The organism is Rhizobium sp. P1_E6 (assembly GCF_056405875.1).
The window spans coordinates 36434-53241 of the sequence record NZ_JBFUBG010000001.1; the positions used below are offsets into that span (position 1 = coordinate 36434).

The following is a 16808-nucleotide window of genomic DNA, read 5'->3' on the forward strand; positions in this document are numbered from 1 at the left end:
ATTCCCAAGTTAAATCTGAGGCGTCATGTGAAACGATAAGAATTACTGCGAAAACTGATCAGTATTTGGTCAGAATTCTCCATGACGGCGAGGCGCGCAGTCCGGTAATTCTTTGGGTCGGAGTGATCAAGACTACATGAGAAAACTGATTGTTGTTGCTGCAGCATGCGTTGGCATGGTGCTGGCGGGAAATAACTTTGCCTTTGCGAATGACTGGGGCGTGCGAGCCGATGCGCCCGTGAAGAAAGTGGAGCGTCCGCAGAAGACAGCGGAGCGCGTGAATAAGAAGGAACGCCCGCAGAGGACGGCGCAGCGTGCGCAGAAGAAAACGGAGCGTCCGCTGAAGACGGTCGAGCGCCAGAGTGGCTATCCCGTCGCCGATGTTTCCGGCAATTCCTATTCCGCATTGATTAGCAAATATGCCAATCAATATGATGTGCCGGTGGCTCTTGCGACTGCTGTCATCCGTGTTGAAAGCAATTTCAATCCGATGGCGCGCGGCAGCCATGGCGAAATCGGCCTGATGCAGATCAAGCCGGCGACGGCCCGCATGATGGGTTATTCCGGCGGTGCCAAGGGCCTGTTCGATCCGGAAACCAACATCAAGTATGGCATGAAGTACCTGGCGGCCGCCCACGATCTCGGCGGCGGGCAGACCTGCAATACGATCCTCAAATACAATGCCGGCCATGGCGCCACGCGCATGAACCCGGTCTCGAAGTCTTATTGCGGCAAGGTTCTTGCGATGCTCTGAGCCGGAAGCGCTTTTCTCTGGCAAACGTCGGATGATTCAGCGCGATTGCCATGTTATCGCTAGCCTTTAGCGAGGTGTGATATGGCAGTCGATTTCAGGTTCATCGTCATCGGTCGCGGCATGATGRGTGCCGCGGCCGCTAAATATCTGGCACGCCAGACGGATGGCGTTGCCGTCATCGGTCCGGACGAGCCGGCTGATCGCAAGGCGCATGAGGGCGTTTTCGCCAGCCATTACGATGAAGGCCGCATCACGCGTACCATCGATCCCGATTGCGACTGGGCATTGCTCGCCAATCGCTCGATCGCACGCTATGGCGAGATCGCAAAAGAGAGCGGCGTCGATTTCTACACGGAAGTGGGCTGCCTCGCAGTCGCGCCGCCCGAGAGCGCTTACCTCGCCGGTACAAGGCAGGCCGCGGTTTCGCTCGGCGTCGAAACGACATCTTTCGATCAGGCTGAACTGAAACGACGGTTTCCCTATTTCGCTTTTCCTGCCGGCGGTGCCGGCATTTTCGAAGCGAAGGGAGCAGGGCATATCAGCCCGCGGAAGCTCGTGAAGGCGCAGTCGCTGCTCGCCGGAAAGGCGGGTGCGAGCGTGATCCGCGACCATGCCACTTCCATCCGCGAGGAGGGCGGGGCGGCCGTCGTCACCACGGCGGGCGGCAGGGTTTATCGCTCCGAGAAGGTGCTGCTGGCGGCCGGCGGTTTTTCCATTTCGCAGAATCTCTTGCGGCAATCCGTTGACATGACGGTTTACGGCCGCACCGTGACCCTGTTCGAGGTGGCGGACGAGGATGCTCCGCGCCTTGCCGATATGCCGTCGCTCATCCTCGACGCGCCCGGCATCGACATCTACCTACTGCCGCCGATCCGTTATCCCGACGGCAAGCTCTATCTGAAGATCGGTGGCGATCCCGACAATCTGGTGCTGAGCAACGATGCGGACATGCGCGCCTGGTTTCGTACGGATGGACGCGAGGTTGCGCGCGAGCATCTAAGGGGCATCGTTGATCGTATTGTGCCGGATCTGGAGGCGCAGTCCATTTCCTCCGCATCCTGCGCCGTCTCCTATACGAAGAGCCGTTATCCGATGATCGGCTATACGTCCTCGCCGCATATCGCTGTTCTGACCGGCTGCATGGGAACGTCCGCCAAGAGCTCCGATGAAATCGGCAGGCTGGGGGCCGAACTGCTTCTTGCAGGCAGAATCAAGGATCAGGGCTACGCCACGGATTTCGCACCTTATTTCCGTTAAGCCTGTCCCCCATATTTCGTTGGCTTTTGCGGGCTTCCTCGTTTAAGGGAGCCCCTGCCAGTTGGCCGGGCAGCCGCGCTTTACCAATGCCGAAAGGCGGTAGGGTGAGGAAAGTCCGGGCTCCACGGAAACACGGTGCCGGATAACGTCCGGCGAGGGCGACCTCAGGGAAAGTGCCACAGAAAGCAAACCGCCTGTCTTGACAGGTAAGGGTGAAAGGGTGGGGTAAGAGCCCACCGCATCTCCGGCAACGGATATGGCACGGTAAACCCCACCGGGAGCAAAACCGAATAGGGATGACGCGGTTGGCGAAAGCCTTCCGGCCTGTTTCTGGGTCAGTCATCCGGGTGGGTTGCGTGAGGCAGCGTGCAAGCGCTGTCCCAGATGAATGGCTGCCACGTTCCGGTTCGCCGGAGCCATACAGAACCCGGCTTACAGGCCAACTGGCGATTAACCTCCTGCAGCATACGCTTTGCTGCAAAGGCCGATTTTCTTCCTGTCAAGTCATTGAAATAACTGAAATCGAGGCAAGGTCCCACGGATCTTGCCCGGCCGGATTTCCTGTTCCCCGCGGGTGCTTCAGGTGGCGTTTGAGAATCGCTTTCCTAACCCTTTGTTAAACTTAACAGCTTATAAATGTTTGATACTGCGCCCGCCTCAAAATGGGCTCATCCCATTGACGCCCATATGGTCCCATGCTATCCCAAGTGCGCACTGCATCAGGGCAATCATCTGCCCATCAATCGCAAAGCAAAGACGCCTTCCGGATCGGAAGCGTCGGGAGGGCCTTGGTTCTTTCGGCTTGCGAAGCTGTGCCTGACTTTGAGGGTTTCGGGCGGCAAAATGCTTTCCGGGCTCTTTCGGAAACGGATGTTTCGTGTCATGAGCCGCTTCCTTTCGAATGCGACCAACAGGATCGACACCAAGGGCCGGGTTTCCGTGCCTGCGGCGTTTCGTTCCGTGCTGGCGCAGCGCAACGTCCAGGAGCTTTACTGCTTTCAGGACTTTGTGTTTCCGGCGATCAGCATCGGCGGCCCGGATCTTCTGGAAAGGTTCGAGCGGCAGATTGCGGCGGAAGATCCGTTTTCGCCGGAGGCAAACGAGATGTCGCTTCTCATTCATGGGGGCGGGGTCTTCATGAAGCTCGACGCCGAGGGGCGGTTGATGGTCACGGATTTCATTCGCGACTTCACCGGTATTTCGGACGAAGTGACCTTCGTGGGTCGGGCGGATCACTTTCAGCTCTGGCAGCCGCAAGCATTCGCGGCCGCACAGGCGCAGGCACGAGGGGAGCGCAAGCTGGCGGGCAAGCGTTCCTGAACGAACGAGGGAACGGAATGGCGGCGAATCCTGGCGGAGGTTCAACTGAAGCCGGTGGCGGACCGGTTCGCCACATTCCGGTTCTTCTCGACGAGGTGCTTGCGGCGCTGGAGCCTTTTTCCGGCAAGGTCATCCTCGACGGTACCTTTGGTGCGGGTGGCTATACCTCCGCCATTCTCGGTGCTGGTGCCGATGTGATCGCGCTTGATCGCGATCCGACGGCGATCGCGGCCGGCCAGGCGCTCGTTGCGGCGCATGGCGGTCATCTCAAGCTCATCCATTCGCAGTTTTCGCAGCTTGCCGATCATGTACCTGATGGCGGGCTTGATGGCGTGGTGCTGGATATCGGCGTTTCCTCCATGCAGATCGATGAGGCCGAGCGCGGCTTCTCCTTCCAGAAGAGCGGCCCGCTCGACATGCGTATGTCGGCCGCGGGCGTTTCTGCCGCCGATGTCGTCAATCGCGCCAAAGTGGCCGATCTCATCCGCATCTTCCATTATCTCGGCGAAGAGAGCCAGGCGCCGCGCATTGCCCATGCCATCGAAAAGCGCCGCGTCGAAAAGCCCTTCGAGACGACGCGCGATCTCGCCGGCCTGATCGAGCTGGTGACGCCGCGCAAGATGAAAGACAAGATCCATCCTGCGACGCGCGTCTTCCAGGCGCTGCGTATCTTCGTCAATGACGAACTCGGCGAGCTCGCGCAGGCGCTGTTTGCCGCTGAGCGGGCGCTGAAGCCAGGCGGTCGCCTCGTCGTCGTCACCTTCCATTCGCTGGAAGACCGCATCGTCAAGAAATTCTTCTCCGATCGTGCCGGCAAGGCAGCGGGTTCCCGCCATCTGCCTGTTGCGCATGAGCGAGCCGCGACCTTCGAGCCTGTCGGCAAGTCGATGGTTTCTGCCAGCGAAGAAGAAGCTCAGGCCAATCCGCGCGCTCGTTCCGCCAAGCTGCGCGCCGGCCAGCGTACTACCGCTCCCGCTGAATCCGAAGACATGTCGCTCTTCGGATTCCCCAATCTTGCCAGCCTCGGAAAGCTTGGAGCTTGATATGCTGAGAACGTTCGATCTTGTACTCATCGGCATCATGACGGCGGCAGCCGCCGTCACCTATACGATCAAGCACCGCGCCGAGCTGAAGCTCGAGGAGGTTCACCGCCTTGAAGCGGAGATCAAACTGGAAAAGGACACGATCGATCTGCTGAAGGCCGACTGGGCGCTGCAATCGCAGCCGAACCGGCTTGAGCGTCTGGTCACGACCTATAATGGCGAGCTGCAGCTGCAGCCGACGGATTCGACCGCGCTTGCCCATGCGCGCGAGCTTCCGATGCTGAAATCGCAGGTTCCTCAACCTGATGTTACTGAAGCCAAGGCCGGGGACGCCAAGGTTGGGGCCGTCAAGGCTGGCGCCAAGTCGATTGCTGCAGCCAAGGTCCAACCGATCCCGATGCGGGCGCCGCGCGAAGCTGAAGAGCCGGATGACATCGAAACGGGAGCGGTGGAGTAATGTCCTTTCTTTCCCGCATCATGGTTCTGAAAAGCCAGGCGCACTTTTCCGCCGGCGTCTATAACCGTTTCGGTGCCCCCTCTGGCATGGCGATCGAAGGTTCGCGCAAGCGCAAGGCGGGGCAGGCCAAGAGCCGCGTCGGCCTGCTCATCATCGGCTTCACCGCCGTCTACGCCATCATCGGCGGCCGTATGGTCGAATATGCGATGAAAGAGCCGGAATCGGTCTCGTCCATCCTGCCGCCCGATCGGCTGATGGCGTCGCGCCCCGATATTATCGACCGCAACGGCGAAGTGCTGGCGACAGATATCCGCACCGTTTCGCTGTTTGCCGAGCCGAACAAGATCGTCGATACCGACGAAGCCGTCGAGAAGCTGCAGACGGTGCTTTCGGATCTCGATGTCAAGGACACTTATAAGAAGCTCTCCAGCCGCACCTCGCATTTCGCCTGGCTGCGCCGTCAGCTGACGCCGAAGCAGCAGAGCCAGATCCTGGCGCTCGGCATTCCCGGTGTTGGCTTTCGCCCTGAAAAGCGCCGCTTCTATCCGGGCGGCGCGACGGCCGCGCATATTCTCGGCTACGTCAATATCGACAACCGCGGCGTTGCCGGCATGGAGAAATACATAGACGATCAGGGGCTTGCCGATCTTGCCTCGGTCGGCATGACGAGCAACCAGTCGCTGGAGCCGGTGCGCCTTTCGATCGATGTGCGGGTGCAGGCGATCGTGCGCGATGTCGTTGCCAATGCCGTCGTCAACTACAAGGCCAAGGGCGCCGGGGCCGTCGTGCTCGATGCCCATACCGGCGAAGTGCTTGCCATGGCGTCTGCGCCGGATTTCGATCCGAACAACCCGCAGGAGGGCTCCAAGGACGGCTGGTTGAACCGCATGTCGAACGGCACGTTCGAGATGGGTTCGACCTTCAAGACCTTTACGACCGCTATGGCGATCGACAGCGGCAAGGTTTCTCTGAAGGACAGTTTCGACGCCACTAACCCGATCCGCATCGGTGGTTTTACCATTCACGACTTCCACGGCCAGCGCCGCTGGCTGACGGTTCCGGAAATCTTCGAATATTCCTCGAATATCGGTACGGCGAAAATGATCGATATCGTCGGTATGGACCTGCAGAAGGACTATCTGACGCGCCTCGGCTTGCTCACCCGAATGCAGACCGAACTGCCCGAGGTGAAGATGCCGAGCCAGCCGCGCGTCTGGAAGAAGATCAACTCTATCACGATCTCCTTCGGCCATGGTGTCGCCACGACGCCGCTGCAGACGGCGGTTGCCGGTGCCGCTCTCATCAATGGCGGCAAGTTGATCGAGCCGACTTTTCTGCCGCGCAGCCGCGAGCAGGCCGATGAAGCGGCCGAGGTCGTCGTCAAGAAGAGCACGAGTGACGATATTCGCTATCTCTTCAAGCTCAACGGCAAAAAAGGCTCCGGCCGCAACGCCGACGTGCCGGGCTTCAATGTCGGCGGCAAGACCGGTACGGCCGACAAGGTCGTCAACGGCCGCTATGCCAGCAACTTGAATTTCAATGCTTTCCTTGCCGCTTTTCCGATCGACAATCCGCGCTATGTGGTGCTGACCTTCTGCGACGAGCCGCTTGATGGCGAGCAGCATCAGCGCATCGCTGCCTATACGGCAGCACCCATGGTCAAGAACATCGTGCGCCGTGCGGCACCCATCCTCGGTGTCGAACCGGAATTCGGCGAAGACGGCTCGGCCTTGTTGGTGTCTTATTGAGTGTGAATCAATGTCGGTGTCGATTCGTAAGGGGCGGTCGACCTGAATCAGAAAAGTGCAGTCGATGAAATTGCGGGATCTTGCCGGAAATGCGTTTCCGGAACTCAAAGCTGAACTCGAAGGGCCGGCCGGCGCGCTGGAGATTTCCGGCCTGTCTTCCGACAGCCGCAAGATCGTGCCCGGCATGGCTTTCGTGGCGGTTGCCGGCACCAAGGCCGACGGCGCGGGTTTCATCGCCGATGCTGTTGCCAAGGGCACTGCCGTCGTCATCGCATCGCATGCAGTTGAGACTTCCGTCCCGGTTCTGGTCGTTTCCGAACCGCGTCGTTTCCTCTCAGTTGCCGCTTCGCATTTCTATGGCCGCCAGCCGACGACGATGGTTGCGGTGACGGGTACGGCCGGCAAGACCTCGGTTGCTTCCTTCGTCAGGCAGATCTGGGCGCATGCCGGCCATGCGGCCGCGATGATCGGCACGACCGGTGTCGTTTCGCCGACGCGCAATGAATATGGTTCGCTAACAACCCCTGATACCATATCGCTGCACAAGCTGCTGGCCGAACTCGCCGATGAAGGCGTCACGCATGCGTCGATGGAGGCCTCCAGCCACGGCCTCGATCAGTATCGCCTCGACGGCGTGCAGCTCGCGGCCGCCGCCTTCACCAATCTCGGCCGCGACCACATGGATTATCATCCGACGGTCGAAGATTATATGGCCGCCAAGATGCATCTATTCGACCGGGTGCTGCCGAAGGGTTCTCCCGCCATCATCTTCGCCGACGATCCATGGTCGGAGCAGGCGATCGAGGCGGCGACGGCTGCGGGCCATGATGTGCGCACGGTCGGGCGCAAGGGCACATATCTGACGCTGAAGCGCGTCGAACATTTCCGTCACAAGCAGGTCGCGGAAATCCATGCGGAAGGTGAGATCTTCGAGGTCGATATTCCGCTTGCCGGCGATTTCCAGATTGCCAATGCGCTGGTTGCCGCAGCGCTCGCCACGTCGACAGGCGTTCCGGTGAAGGTTGCGATGGCCGCGCTCGAAAAGCTGCAGGGCGCATCCGGCCGCCTGGAGCTGGTCGGCCATACAAAGGATGGCGCGCTTGCCTATGTCGATTATGCCCATAAGCCGGATGCGCTGGAAAATGTGTTAAACTCGGTGCGTCCGTTCACGACTGGCCGTGTCATCGTCGTGTTCGGCTGCGGCGGCGATCGTGACCGCGGTAAACGGCCGATCATGGGCGAGATCGCCTGCCGGCTGGCCGATGTCGTTATCGTCACCGATGACAATCCGCGCTCGGAGGAGCCTTCCGCGATCCGTGCCGAGATCATGGCGGCTGCCAAGTGCGCCTCGGAGATCGGCGACCGCGCCCAGGCGATCCGCGAGGCGGTTCTGCAGCTGAAATCCGGCGATACGCTGATCGTTGCCGGCAAGGGACATGAAGAAGGGCAGACGGTCGGTAGCGTCACGCTGCCGTTTTCCGATCATGCCGAAGTGCGCAAGGCTTTGGAGGAGCGGGTACCATGAACTGGCTCTGGACCACCGAAGACATGATCGCTGCGATGGCGGGCCGTCCGTTCGGCTCGCTGCCACAGGGCATTACCGGCATTTCCATCGACAGCCGCTCGATCGCCGCCGGTGAAGCCTTCTTCGCGATCAAGGGCGACCGCGTGGATGGTCACGATTATGCTTCGATGGCGATGGCAAACGGCGCGTCGCTGCTGGTCGTCAGCGAGGCGCGCCTGCCGGCCATGGGACGGCTGACAGTGCCGATGATCGTGGTCGAGGATGTGCTTGCCGCGCTCGCCCGTCTGGGACTTGCTTCGCGTGAGCGTTCGCGGGCGAAGATCATCGCCGTTACCGGTTCGGTCGGCAAGACGACGACCAAGGAGATGTTGCGCCATGTGCTGTCGCCCTCGGGCAAGGTGCATGCGTCAGTTGCATCCTTCAACAATCACTGGGGCGTGCCGCTGACTTTGGCGCGCATGCCAATCGATACCTATTTCGGCGTCTTCGAAGTCGGCATGAACCATCCCGACGAAATCCGGCCGCTGGTGAAGATGATCCGCCCGCATGTTGCCGTCATCACGACGATCGCACCGGCCCATCTCGGCAATTTCCAGAACCTCCAGGAAATCGCTGCCGCCAAAGCGGAGATCTTCGAAGGTCTGGAGCCGGGTGGGGATGTCGTTCTCAACCGCGACAATGAGCAGTTCAATTTCCTGGAGCAGGCCGCCCAGGCGCTCGGTATTACGCGGATCCATTCCTTCGGCCAACATGCCAAGGCGGAATTCCGTCTTGCCGAATTCAACGGCTCGGATGAAAGCTCCACGCTCTGGATGACTGTTGGAGGCGACACCAAGGAAGTGGCTATCGGTGCGCCGGGCCGCCACATTGCCGAAAATGCACTGGCCGCACTCGGCGTGGTGACGATCGTCGGGGCCAATCTCGACAAGGCGATTGAGGCACTTGCGACCCTGAAGCCGGAAAAGGGCAGGGGCAAGCGTCACAAGCTGCCGATCGGCAATGGCAGCTTCACGCTGATCGATGAAAGCTATAACGCCAATCCGGCCTCCATGCGCGCGGCGATCGCGCTGCTGGCGGCGGCCGAGCCGACCGGACGCGGACGCCGCATCGCCGTGCTCGGCGACATGCTGGAGATGGGCGAATTTGCCGAGCAGGTCCATGCGGACCTTGCCGGTTCGCTGCTGGCGGCCGGTCTCGAACATGTCTGGCTCGCGGGGCCCGAGATGGTGGCGCTGAAGGAATCGCTTCCCGACAGCGTCACAGTCGAGCATCGCGAGACGACGGAAGAATTGTTGGAATTCGTATTGAACTCGGTCGCACCTGGCGACGTGTTGATGGTGAAGTCTTCTCTGGGGATCGGTTTTGGCAAGATTGTCGCCGCGCTCCTTGACAAGTACCCGCCAGTTTCAGACACGCAACGCGAACTATGATGGGGTAAAAGGGGCCCTGAATGCTGATTTGGCTAGTCGAACTGTCGGAATATTTCAAATTTCTGAATCTGTTCAGATACATTACCTTCCGGGCGGGTGCTGCTCTTTTCACCTCCGCTCTTATCGTCTTCCTCTTCGGGCCTGCCATCATCAATTCGCTGCGCATCCGGCAGGGCAAGGGCCAGCCGATCCGTGCCGATGGACCGCAGACGCATTTCAAGAAGGCCGGTACACCGACCATGGGCGGCCTGATGATCCTCGCGGGCATCGTCGGCGCATCGTTGCTTTGGGCCGATCTTTCCAACGTCTATGTCGTGGCGACGCTACTGGTGACGCTGGGCTTCGGCGCCATCGGCTTCTATGACGATTATCTCAAGGTCACCAAGCAGAGCCACAAGGGCTTCTCGGGCAAGGCGCGCCTTGGCATCGAGTTCATCATCGCCGGCATCGCCGTCTATTTCATGATGCGCACGGCGCTTGCCTCGGGTCCTGCCGGCTCGACCTTCGGTTCCTCGATCGCATTCCCCTTCTTCAAGGACTTCCTGATCAATATCGGCATCCTGTTCGTCGTCTTCGGCGGTTTCGTCATCGTCGGCGCCGGCAATGCGGTAAACCTCACCGACGGTCTCGACGGCCTTGCCATCGTGCCGGTCATGATTGCCGCTGCCGCCTTCGGCATCATCGCCTATCTTGCCGGTAATGCCGTGTTTGCAAACTATCTGCAGATCAATTTCGTGCTGGGTACCGGCGAGCTTGCCGTGGTGCTCGGCGCCGTCATCGGGGCGGGCCTCGGTTTCCTCTGGTTCAACGCGCCGCCGGCTGCAATCTTCATGGGCGATACCGGGTCGCTGGCACTCGGCGGCACGATCGGCACCGTTGCCGTTGCCACCAAGCATGAAATCGTCATGGCGATCGTCGGTGGTCTCTTCGTCATCGAGACGCTGTCGGTCATCATTCAGGTTGGCTTCTTCAAGATGACAGGCCGGCGCGTCTTCCTCATGGCGCCGATCCACCATCACTTCGAAAAGAAGGGCTGGACAGAAAGCCAGGTCGTGATCCGCTTCTGGATCGTTGCCGTCGGCCTTGCCATGCTCGGCCTTTCCACCCTGAAGCTGCGGTGAGGCGGTCATGATCCCGGTCACGACGCTCGCAGGAAAGAAGGTTGCCCTCTTCGGTCTCGGCGGCTCTGGTGTGGCCACCGCCAAAGCGCTTGTCGCCGGCGGTGCGGAGATCACGGCCTGGGACGACAATCCTGACAGCGTCGCCAAGGCTGCGTCCGAAGGCATCACTACCGCCGACCTGCATACAATCGACTGGAGCGCGCAGGCGCTCTTCGTGCTTTCGCCCGGTGTGCCGCTGACGCATCCGAAGCCTCACTGGACGGTGGATCTGGCGCGTGCGGCCGGCGTCGATATCGTCGGTGATGTCGAACTCTTTGTTCGCGAGCGCCGGGCCCATGCTCCCGATTGCCCCTTCATCGCGATCACCGGAACCAACGGCAAATCCACCACGACGGCGCTGATTGCCCATATCCTGAAATCGAGCGGCCGCGACACGCAGCTCGGCGGCAATATCGGCACCGCGGTGCTGACGCTCGATCCGCCGAAGAGCGAGCGCTATTTCGTCGTCGAATGCTCGTCCTACCAGATCGATCTTGCGCCGACGCTCAATCCGTCGGCCGGGATACTGCTCAACCTGACACCCGATCACCTCGATCGCCATGGCACGATGCAGCATTATGCCGACGTCAAGGAACGGCTGGTCGCCGGCAGCGATGTCGCTGTTGTCGGCGTCGATGACAGCTTTTCCGTGCTGATCGCCGACCGCATCGAGCGGGCAGGGGTGAAGGTGACCAGGATTTCCCGCCGCAACGTGCTGGCCGACGGCATCTATGCCGAAGGCACGAAGCTCATCCAGGCGACAAGCGGGGCGATGCTGCCCTTTGTCGATCTCGATGGTATCCAGACACTGCGCGGCAGTCACAATGCGCAGAATGCCGCTGCGGCGGTCGCAGCCTGCCTTGCTGTCGGCGTCTCCGCCGAGGAAATTCGTGCGGGTCTTGCATCCTTCCCCGGCTTGAAACACCGCATGCAGCCGGTCGGCCGGCGCGGCAATGTCGTCTTCGTCAACGATTCCAAGGCGACGAACGCGGATGCCGCAGCACCGGCGCTTTCGAGCTACGATCGCATATACTGGATTGCCGGCGGACTGCCGAAGGCGGGTGGCATCACGACGCTTGCACCCTATTTCCCGCGCATCGCCAGGGCCTATCTGATCGGCGAGGCGGCGGCGGAATTTGCCGCGACGCTCGGCGAGGCGGTGCCTTACGAAATTTCCGGTACGCTGGATCGGGCCGTGGCGCATGCTGCTGTCGATGCCGAAAAGGACGAGACCGGCCCTCTGGCCGTGATGTTGTCCCCGGCTTGCGCAAGCTTCGACCAATACAAGAATTTTGAAGTCAGGGGCGATGCCTTTGTCGGCCATGTGGCTGCCCTTGACGGCGTGACGATGCTGATCAATTCGGCAACAGGAGGCAAATGACATGGTGAGCCGCGCGGAACGTGGAGCATTGGCCGATTGGTTCTGGACCATCGACCGCTTTTTCCTGGCCTTGTTCCTGTTCCTGATGGGCATCGGCTTCATGCTCTCGTTTGCTGCCTCGCCGGCGGTCGCCGAGCGTATCGGCCTGGAGCCCTTCCACTTCGTAAAGCGCCACGCGGCCTTCATGATCCCGTCGATCGGCGTTATGCTCGGCCTTTCCTTCCTGACGCCGCGCCAGGTACGGCGCACCGCAATCATCCTGCTGATCGTGGCACTTGCCATGATGCTGCTGGCGTTGTTCTTCGGCATCGAGGTCAAGGGTTCCCGCCGCTGGGTCACGCTTGCGGGTGTTTCGATCCAGCCGTCGGAATTCATGAAGCCGGCCTTCGTCGTGGTCTGCGCCTGGCTCTTTGCCGAACATGCGCGCCAGCCGGAAATTCCAGGCAACCTCTTTGCCATCATCCTGTTCGGCATTGTCGCTGCCCTTCTCGTCGCACAGCCGGACCTTGGCCAGACCATCCTGACGACGGCCGTCTGGGGCGGCATGTTCTTCATGGCCGGCATGCCGTGGCTCTGGATCATCGTGCTCGGTGCCGGTGGTGCGGGTGGTCTGGTGAGCGCCTATTACGTCTTCCCGCACGTGGCGGGCCGAATAGACAAGTTCCTGACCGGCGAGGGCGACACGTTTCAGATCGATACCGCCCGCGAGGCGATCATCCGCGGTGACTGGTTCGGGCAAGGGCCGGGCGAAGGCATCGTCAAACGCATCATTCCAGACGCCCATACCGACTTCATCTTCTCGGTTGCAGCCGAGGAATTCGGCATCGTCTTCTGTATCGCGCTCGTCGCCATCTTCACCGTTCTGGTGCTGCGCGGGTTGTCGCATGCCTATCGCGAACGCAACGACTTCAACCGTTTTGCCGTCGCCGGCCTCGTGCTGCAGATGGGCATCCAGTCGATCATCAATATCGGCGTCAATCTCGAACTGCTGCCGGCCAAGGGCATGACGCTGCCGCTTATTTCCTACGGCGGTTCGTCGATGGTGGCGATCTGCGTGACGGCCGGCTTCATTCTGGCGCTGACGCGCCATCGCCCGGAAAAACGTGCGCAGGACCGGAGCCTCTTCCGCGTGCCGCACGGCATGCCGGCGGAGTAGGGGAACTATGAGCAAGGGCATCGTCCTTCTTGCCGCCGGCGGAACCGGCGGCCACGTCTTTCCGGCGGAGGCGCTCGCCTTCAAGCTGAGGGAACGCGGCTATTCCGTGCACCTGGTTACAGATAGCCGCGCCGAGCGTTATGCCGGCAAGTTTCCGGCCGACGAAATCCATGTCGTGCCGTCGGCGACGATCGCGTCCAAAAATCCGGTCGCGGTCGGCCGTTCGCTCTGGAAGCTCTGGACCGGAATGCGCGCCGCAAAGCGGCTGATCCAGCGACTGAAGCCAGTCATCGTCGTCGGCTTCGGCGGTTATCCGACCGTGCCGCCGCTGCTTGCCGCCACGCGCCTCGGCGTACCCTCGATGCTGCACGAACAGAATGCGGTGATGGGCCGCGCCAACAAGGCGCTGGCGCCGCGCGTCCGGGCGATTGCCGGTGGCTTCCTGCCCGAGAGCGGCGGACCTTTTTCCGACAAGACCATTGCGACCGGCAATCCCGTGCGACCGGCGATCCTTGCGGCGGCCGAGCAGCCTTACGTGCCCTCGCATCCCGGCGAGGACTTCAATCTCGTGGTCTTCGGCGGTAGCCAGGGCGCGCAATATTTTTCCAAGGCGATGCCGACGGCGATCAGCCTGCTGGACGATGGGCTGCGCGCACGGCTCAGGGTGACGCAGCAGGTTCGCTCCGAGGATATGGAGATGGTGCGCGACTGCGTGGTGCAGCTGCAGATGGGCGCCGATATCGCGCCGTTTTTCAATGACATGGCAGAGCGTCTTGCCAAGGCACATCTGGTGATCTGCCGCTCCGGCGCCTCGACGGTGTCGGAAATATCCGTCATCGGCCGCCCGGCGGTGCTGGTGCCTTATCCGCATGCGCTCGACCATGATCAGGCGGCCAATGCCGCGGCACTTGAGGCGACTGGCGGAGCCAAGGTGATTGCCCAGTCGGAGCTTTCGCCTGAGCGTATTGCCTCCATCCTGACGCATGTGATGAACGACCCCGAAAAGCTTGCCGGCATGGCAGCCGCAGCCAAGCTTGCGGGAAAACCTGATGCTGCGAACTTGCTTGCCGACATGGTTGAGGCTATTGCCGCCGGTCAGACAGTTGCAGAATTCAAGGGGGCACGCGCATGAAGCTGCCGAAGGCGATCGGCCTCGTCCATTTCATCGGCATTGGCGGTATCGGCATGAGCGGTATCGCAGAGGTGCTGCATAATCTCGGCCACAGGGTGCAGGGATCGGACCAGTCCGACAGCGCCAATGTCCAGCGCCTGCGCGACAAGGGCATCGAGGTCTTCGTCGGCCACAAGGCGGAAAACCTCGGCGATGCCGAGGTCGTCGTCGTTTCGACCGCGATCAAGAAGAGCAATCCGGAGCTCATCGCCGCGCGGGAAAAGCTGCTGCCGGTGGTGCGCCGCGCCGAAATGCTGGCCGAGCTGATGCGCTTCCGCAATGCGATCGCCATCGGCGGCACGCACGGCAAGACAACGACCACCTCGCTCGTCGCCACGCTGCTCGAAGCCGGCGGGCTGGACCCGACCGTCATCAATGGCGGCATCATCAATGCCTACGGCACGAATGCCCGCATGGGCGAGGGCGAGTGGATGGTGGTCGAGGCGGACGAATCCGACGGCACCTTCCTGAAGCTGCCGGCCGATGTGGCAGTCGTCACCAATATCGATCCTGAGCATCTGGATCACTACGGCAATTTCGATGCGGTTCGCGCCGCCTTCCGGCAGTTCGTCGAGAACGTGCCCTTCTACGGCTTTGGCGTCATGTGCCTCGACCATCCCGAGGTTCAATCGCTGGTCGCCCGCATCGAGGACCGCAAGGTCATTACATACGGCGAAAACCCGCAGGCCGATGTGCGCTTCATGAATGTGCGCATTGACGGCACGCGTTCGATCTTCGACGTCGAAATTCGCCGCCGCCGCACGGGTGAGGTTATCAGGCTCGACGATCTCGTCCTGCCGATGCCCGGCCGTCACAATATTTCGAACGCCACGGCGGCCGTTGCCGTCGCTAACCGGCTCGGTATGTCCCGCGAGGATATCGCCAAGGGGCTCGCCTCCTTCGGCGGCGTCAAGCGCCGCTTCACGCTGACCGGCGAATGGAACGGCGTGCAGATCTTCGACGATTACGGTCACCACCCGGTCGAGATCAAGGCGGTGTTGCGTGCTGCCCGCGAGTCCTGCAAGGGCCGTATCATCGCGGTGCATCAGCCGCACCGCTACACGCGTCTGTCGAGCCTGTTCGAGGAATTCGCAGCCTGCTTCAACGATGCCGACAGCATCTTCATCGCACCTGTTTATGCCGCGGGCGAGGATGCCATCGAGGGAGCGGATTCGGAATCGCTCATTTCGCGCATCAAATCCGGCGGTCATCGCGATGCGCGTTTCCTGCCATCAGCGGAAGTTCTACCGCAGATGGTAGCAGAGATTGCAAAACCCGGGGACTTTGTGGTTCTGTTGGGTGCTGGTAGCATTACATATTGGGCAGCAGCGCTGCCGAAGCAGTTGCAAGACCTTTCAGGAAAGTCGGCATGAAACAGGTTAATGGGGAAAAGCTTCTTGCCTCTCTCGGAGAAGGCGTAAAGGACATTCGCGGCCGACTGACGCCGGATGCCCCCATGGATCGCGTCACCTGGTTTCGCGCCGGCGGTCTTGCCGAGTTGATGTTCCAGCCGCATGACGAAGACGACCTCATCGCCTTCCTGAAGATCCTGCCGGACGAGGTGCCGCTGACCGTCGTTGGCGTCGGCTCGAACATCCTGGTGCGCGACGGTGGCATTCCAGGCGTCGTGCTGCGTCTGTCGGCCAAGGGGTTCGGCTTTGTCGAACTCGCCGGTGAAAACCGCATCCTCGCCGGGGCCATCTGCCCGGACAAGCATGTGGCCGCCATGGCGATGGATAACGGTATCGGCGGTTTCGCCTTCTACTACGGCATTCCGGGCGGTGTCGGCGGCGCGGCCCGCATGAATGCCGGCGCCAATGGCGCCGAGACCAAGGACCGTGTCGTTGAGGTGCGAGCGATCGACCGCAAGGGCAACAAGCATGTGCTGTCGAATGCCGAGATGGGCTATTCCTATCGCCACTCCGATGCCGCCGACGATCTGATCTTCACCTCGGTGCTTTTCGAGGGCTATGCCGACGACCGCGCCAAGATCCGCGCGGAGATGGATGCCGTGCGCAATCACCGCGAGACGGTACAGCCGATTCGCGAAAAGACCGGCGGCTCGACTTTCAAGAATCCCGAGGGTCATTCGGCCTGGAAGCTGATCGATGAAGCGGATTGCCGCGGTCTCGTCATCGGCAGCGCGCAGATGTCGTCGCTTCACTGTAATTTCATGATCAACATGGGGCAGGCGACGGGCTACGATCTCGAATATCTCGGCGAGGAAGTGCGCCGAAAGGTTTTCGAAATGGCAGGCATCAAGCTCGAATGGGAAATCAAGCGTCTCGGCCTTTTCATGCCCGACCGTGAGGTTCGCCCCTTTCAGGGTGTGACCACCGAGTAAATGCTAAGGCATTTCCGTTTTCTCCGAATTCCGGAAATGCCTTATCTCTGCTTTACGCAGTT

General features: G+C 61.0%; 14 protein-coding genes and 1 other RNA gene. All 15 read left to right on the forward strand.

What is annotated here, in order from left to right; genetic code table 11:
- Positions 1–136: 136 nt before the first annotated feature.
- The 15 genes from AC1D35_RS00165 (at position 137) to murB (ending at position 16746) form a co-directional block, all read left to right on the forward strand.
- Positions 137–754 carry a lytic transglycosylase domain-containing protein gene (locus AC1D35_RS00165; protein WP_113300094.1) on the forward strand — a complete coding sequence of 206 codons (618 nt, stop codon included), beginning with the start codon at positions 137–139 and terminating at the stop codon, positions 752–754.
- Positions 755–835: 81 nt separating this feature from the next.
- Complete coding sequence (locus AC1D35_RS00170) at positions 836–2011, forward strand: NAD(P)/FAD-dependent oxidoreductase (RefSeq protein ID WP_477938149.1); 1176 nt, start codon at positions 836–838, stop codon at positions 2009–2011.
- A 57-nt stretch (positions 2012–2068) separates the two neighbouring features.
- Positions 2069–2462, forward strand: an RNA gene (gene rnpB / locus AC1D35_RS00175) — RNase P RNA component class A.
- Between the two features lie 431 nt (positions 2463–2893).
- Positions 2894–3331 (forward strand): division/cell wall cluster transcriptional repressor MraZ, encoded by a 438-nt coding sequence (gene mraZ / locus AC1D35_RS00180; RefSeq protein ID WP_113300170.1) that lies wholly within the window; start codon positions 2894–2896, stop codon positions 3329–3331.
- Positions 3332–3348: 17 nt separating this feature from the next.
- A complete protein-coding gene (gene rsmH / locus AC1D35_RS00185) occupies positions 3349–4374 on the forward strand; it encodes a 16S rRNA (cytosine(1402)-N(4))-methyltransferase RsmH (protein ID WP_113308063.1) in 1026 nt (341 codons plus the stop codon).
- A gap of 1 nt (position 4375) precedes the next feature.
- A complete protein-coding gene (gene ftsL, locus AC1D35_RS00190) occupies positions 4376–4831 on the forward strand; it encodes a cell division protein FtsL (RefSeq protein ID WP_113308064.1) in 456 nt (151 codons plus the stop codon).
- Positions 4831–6579 carry a peptidoglycan D,D-transpeptidase FtsI family protein gene (locus AC1D35_RS00195; RefSeq protein ID WP_113300098.1) on the forward strand — a complete coding sequence of 583 codons (1749 nt, stop codon included), beginning with the start codon at positions 4831–4833 and terminating at the stop codon, positions 6577–6579. Before ftsL ends, AC1D35_RS00195 begins: the two co-directional genes overlap by 1 nt.
- Before the next feature lie 64 nt (positions 6580–6643).
- Positions 6644–8104: a UDP-N-acetylmuramoyl-L-alanyl-D-glutamate--2,6-diaminopimelate ligase gene (locus tag AC1D35_RS00200; RefSeq protein ID WP_113308065.1), complete on the forward strand. Its 1461-nt coding sequence runs from the start codon at positions 6644–6646 to the stop codon at positions 8102–8104.
- Positions 8101–9534, forward strand: a complete 1434-nt coding sequence (locus tag AC1D35_RS00205; RefSeq protein ID WP_113300100.1) for a UDP-N-acetylmuramoylalanyl-D-glutamyl-2,6-diaminopimelate--D-alanyl-D-alanine ligase — start codon at positions 8101–8103, stop codon at positions 9532–9534. Before AC1D35_RS00200 ends, AC1D35_RS00205 begins: the two co-directional genes overlap by 4 nt.
- A 20-nt stretch (positions 9535–9554) precedes the next feature.
- The gene (gene mraY, locus AC1D35_RS00210) at positions 9555–10655 is read left to right on the forward strand and encodes a phospho-N-acetylmuramoyl-pentapeptide-transferase (protein ID WP_113300101.1); all 1101 of its coding nucleotides are present in this window, start codon (positions 9555–9557) and stop codon (positions 10653–10655) included.
- 7 nt (positions 10656–10662) lie between these two features.
- Positions 10663–12075, forward strand: coding sequence for a UDP-N-acetylmuramoyl-L-alanine--D-glutamate ligase (murD, locus tag AC1D35_RS00215; protein ID WP_113308066.1), 1413 nt, complete (start codon positions 10663–10665; stop codon positions 12073–12075).
- A 1-nt stretch (position 12076) separates the two neighbouring features.
- A complete protein-coding gene (gene ftsW, locus AC1D35_RS00220) occupies positions 12077–13231 on the forward strand; it encodes a putative lipid II flippase FtsW (protein ID WP_113300103.1) in 1155 nt (384 codons plus the stop codon).
- Between the two features lie 7 nt (positions 13232–13238).
- Positions 13239–14363, forward strand: coding sequence for an undecaprenyldiphospho-muramoylpentapeptide beta-N-acetylglucosaminyltransferase (gene murG, locus AC1D35_RS00225; protein WP_113300104.1), 1125 nt, complete (start codon positions 13239–13241; stop codon positions 14361–14363).
- A complete protein-coding gene (murC, locus tag AC1D35_RS00230; RefSeq protein ID WP_113300105.1) occupies positions 14360–15775 on the forward strand; it encodes a UDP-N-acetylmuramate--L-alanine ligase in 1416 nt (471 codons plus the stop codon). Before murG ends, murC begins: the two co-directional genes overlap by 4 nt.
- Positions 15772–16746 carry a UDP-N-acetylmuramate dehydrogenase gene (gene murB / locus AC1D35_RS00235; RefSeq protein ID WP_113300106.1) on the forward strand — a complete coding sequence of 325 codons (975 nt, stop codon included), beginning with the start codon at positions 15772–15774 and terminating at the stop codon, positions 16744–16746. The genes murC and murB overlap by 4 nt, the downstream gene beginning before the upstream one ends.
- Positions 16747–16808 lie beyond the last annotated feature (62 nt).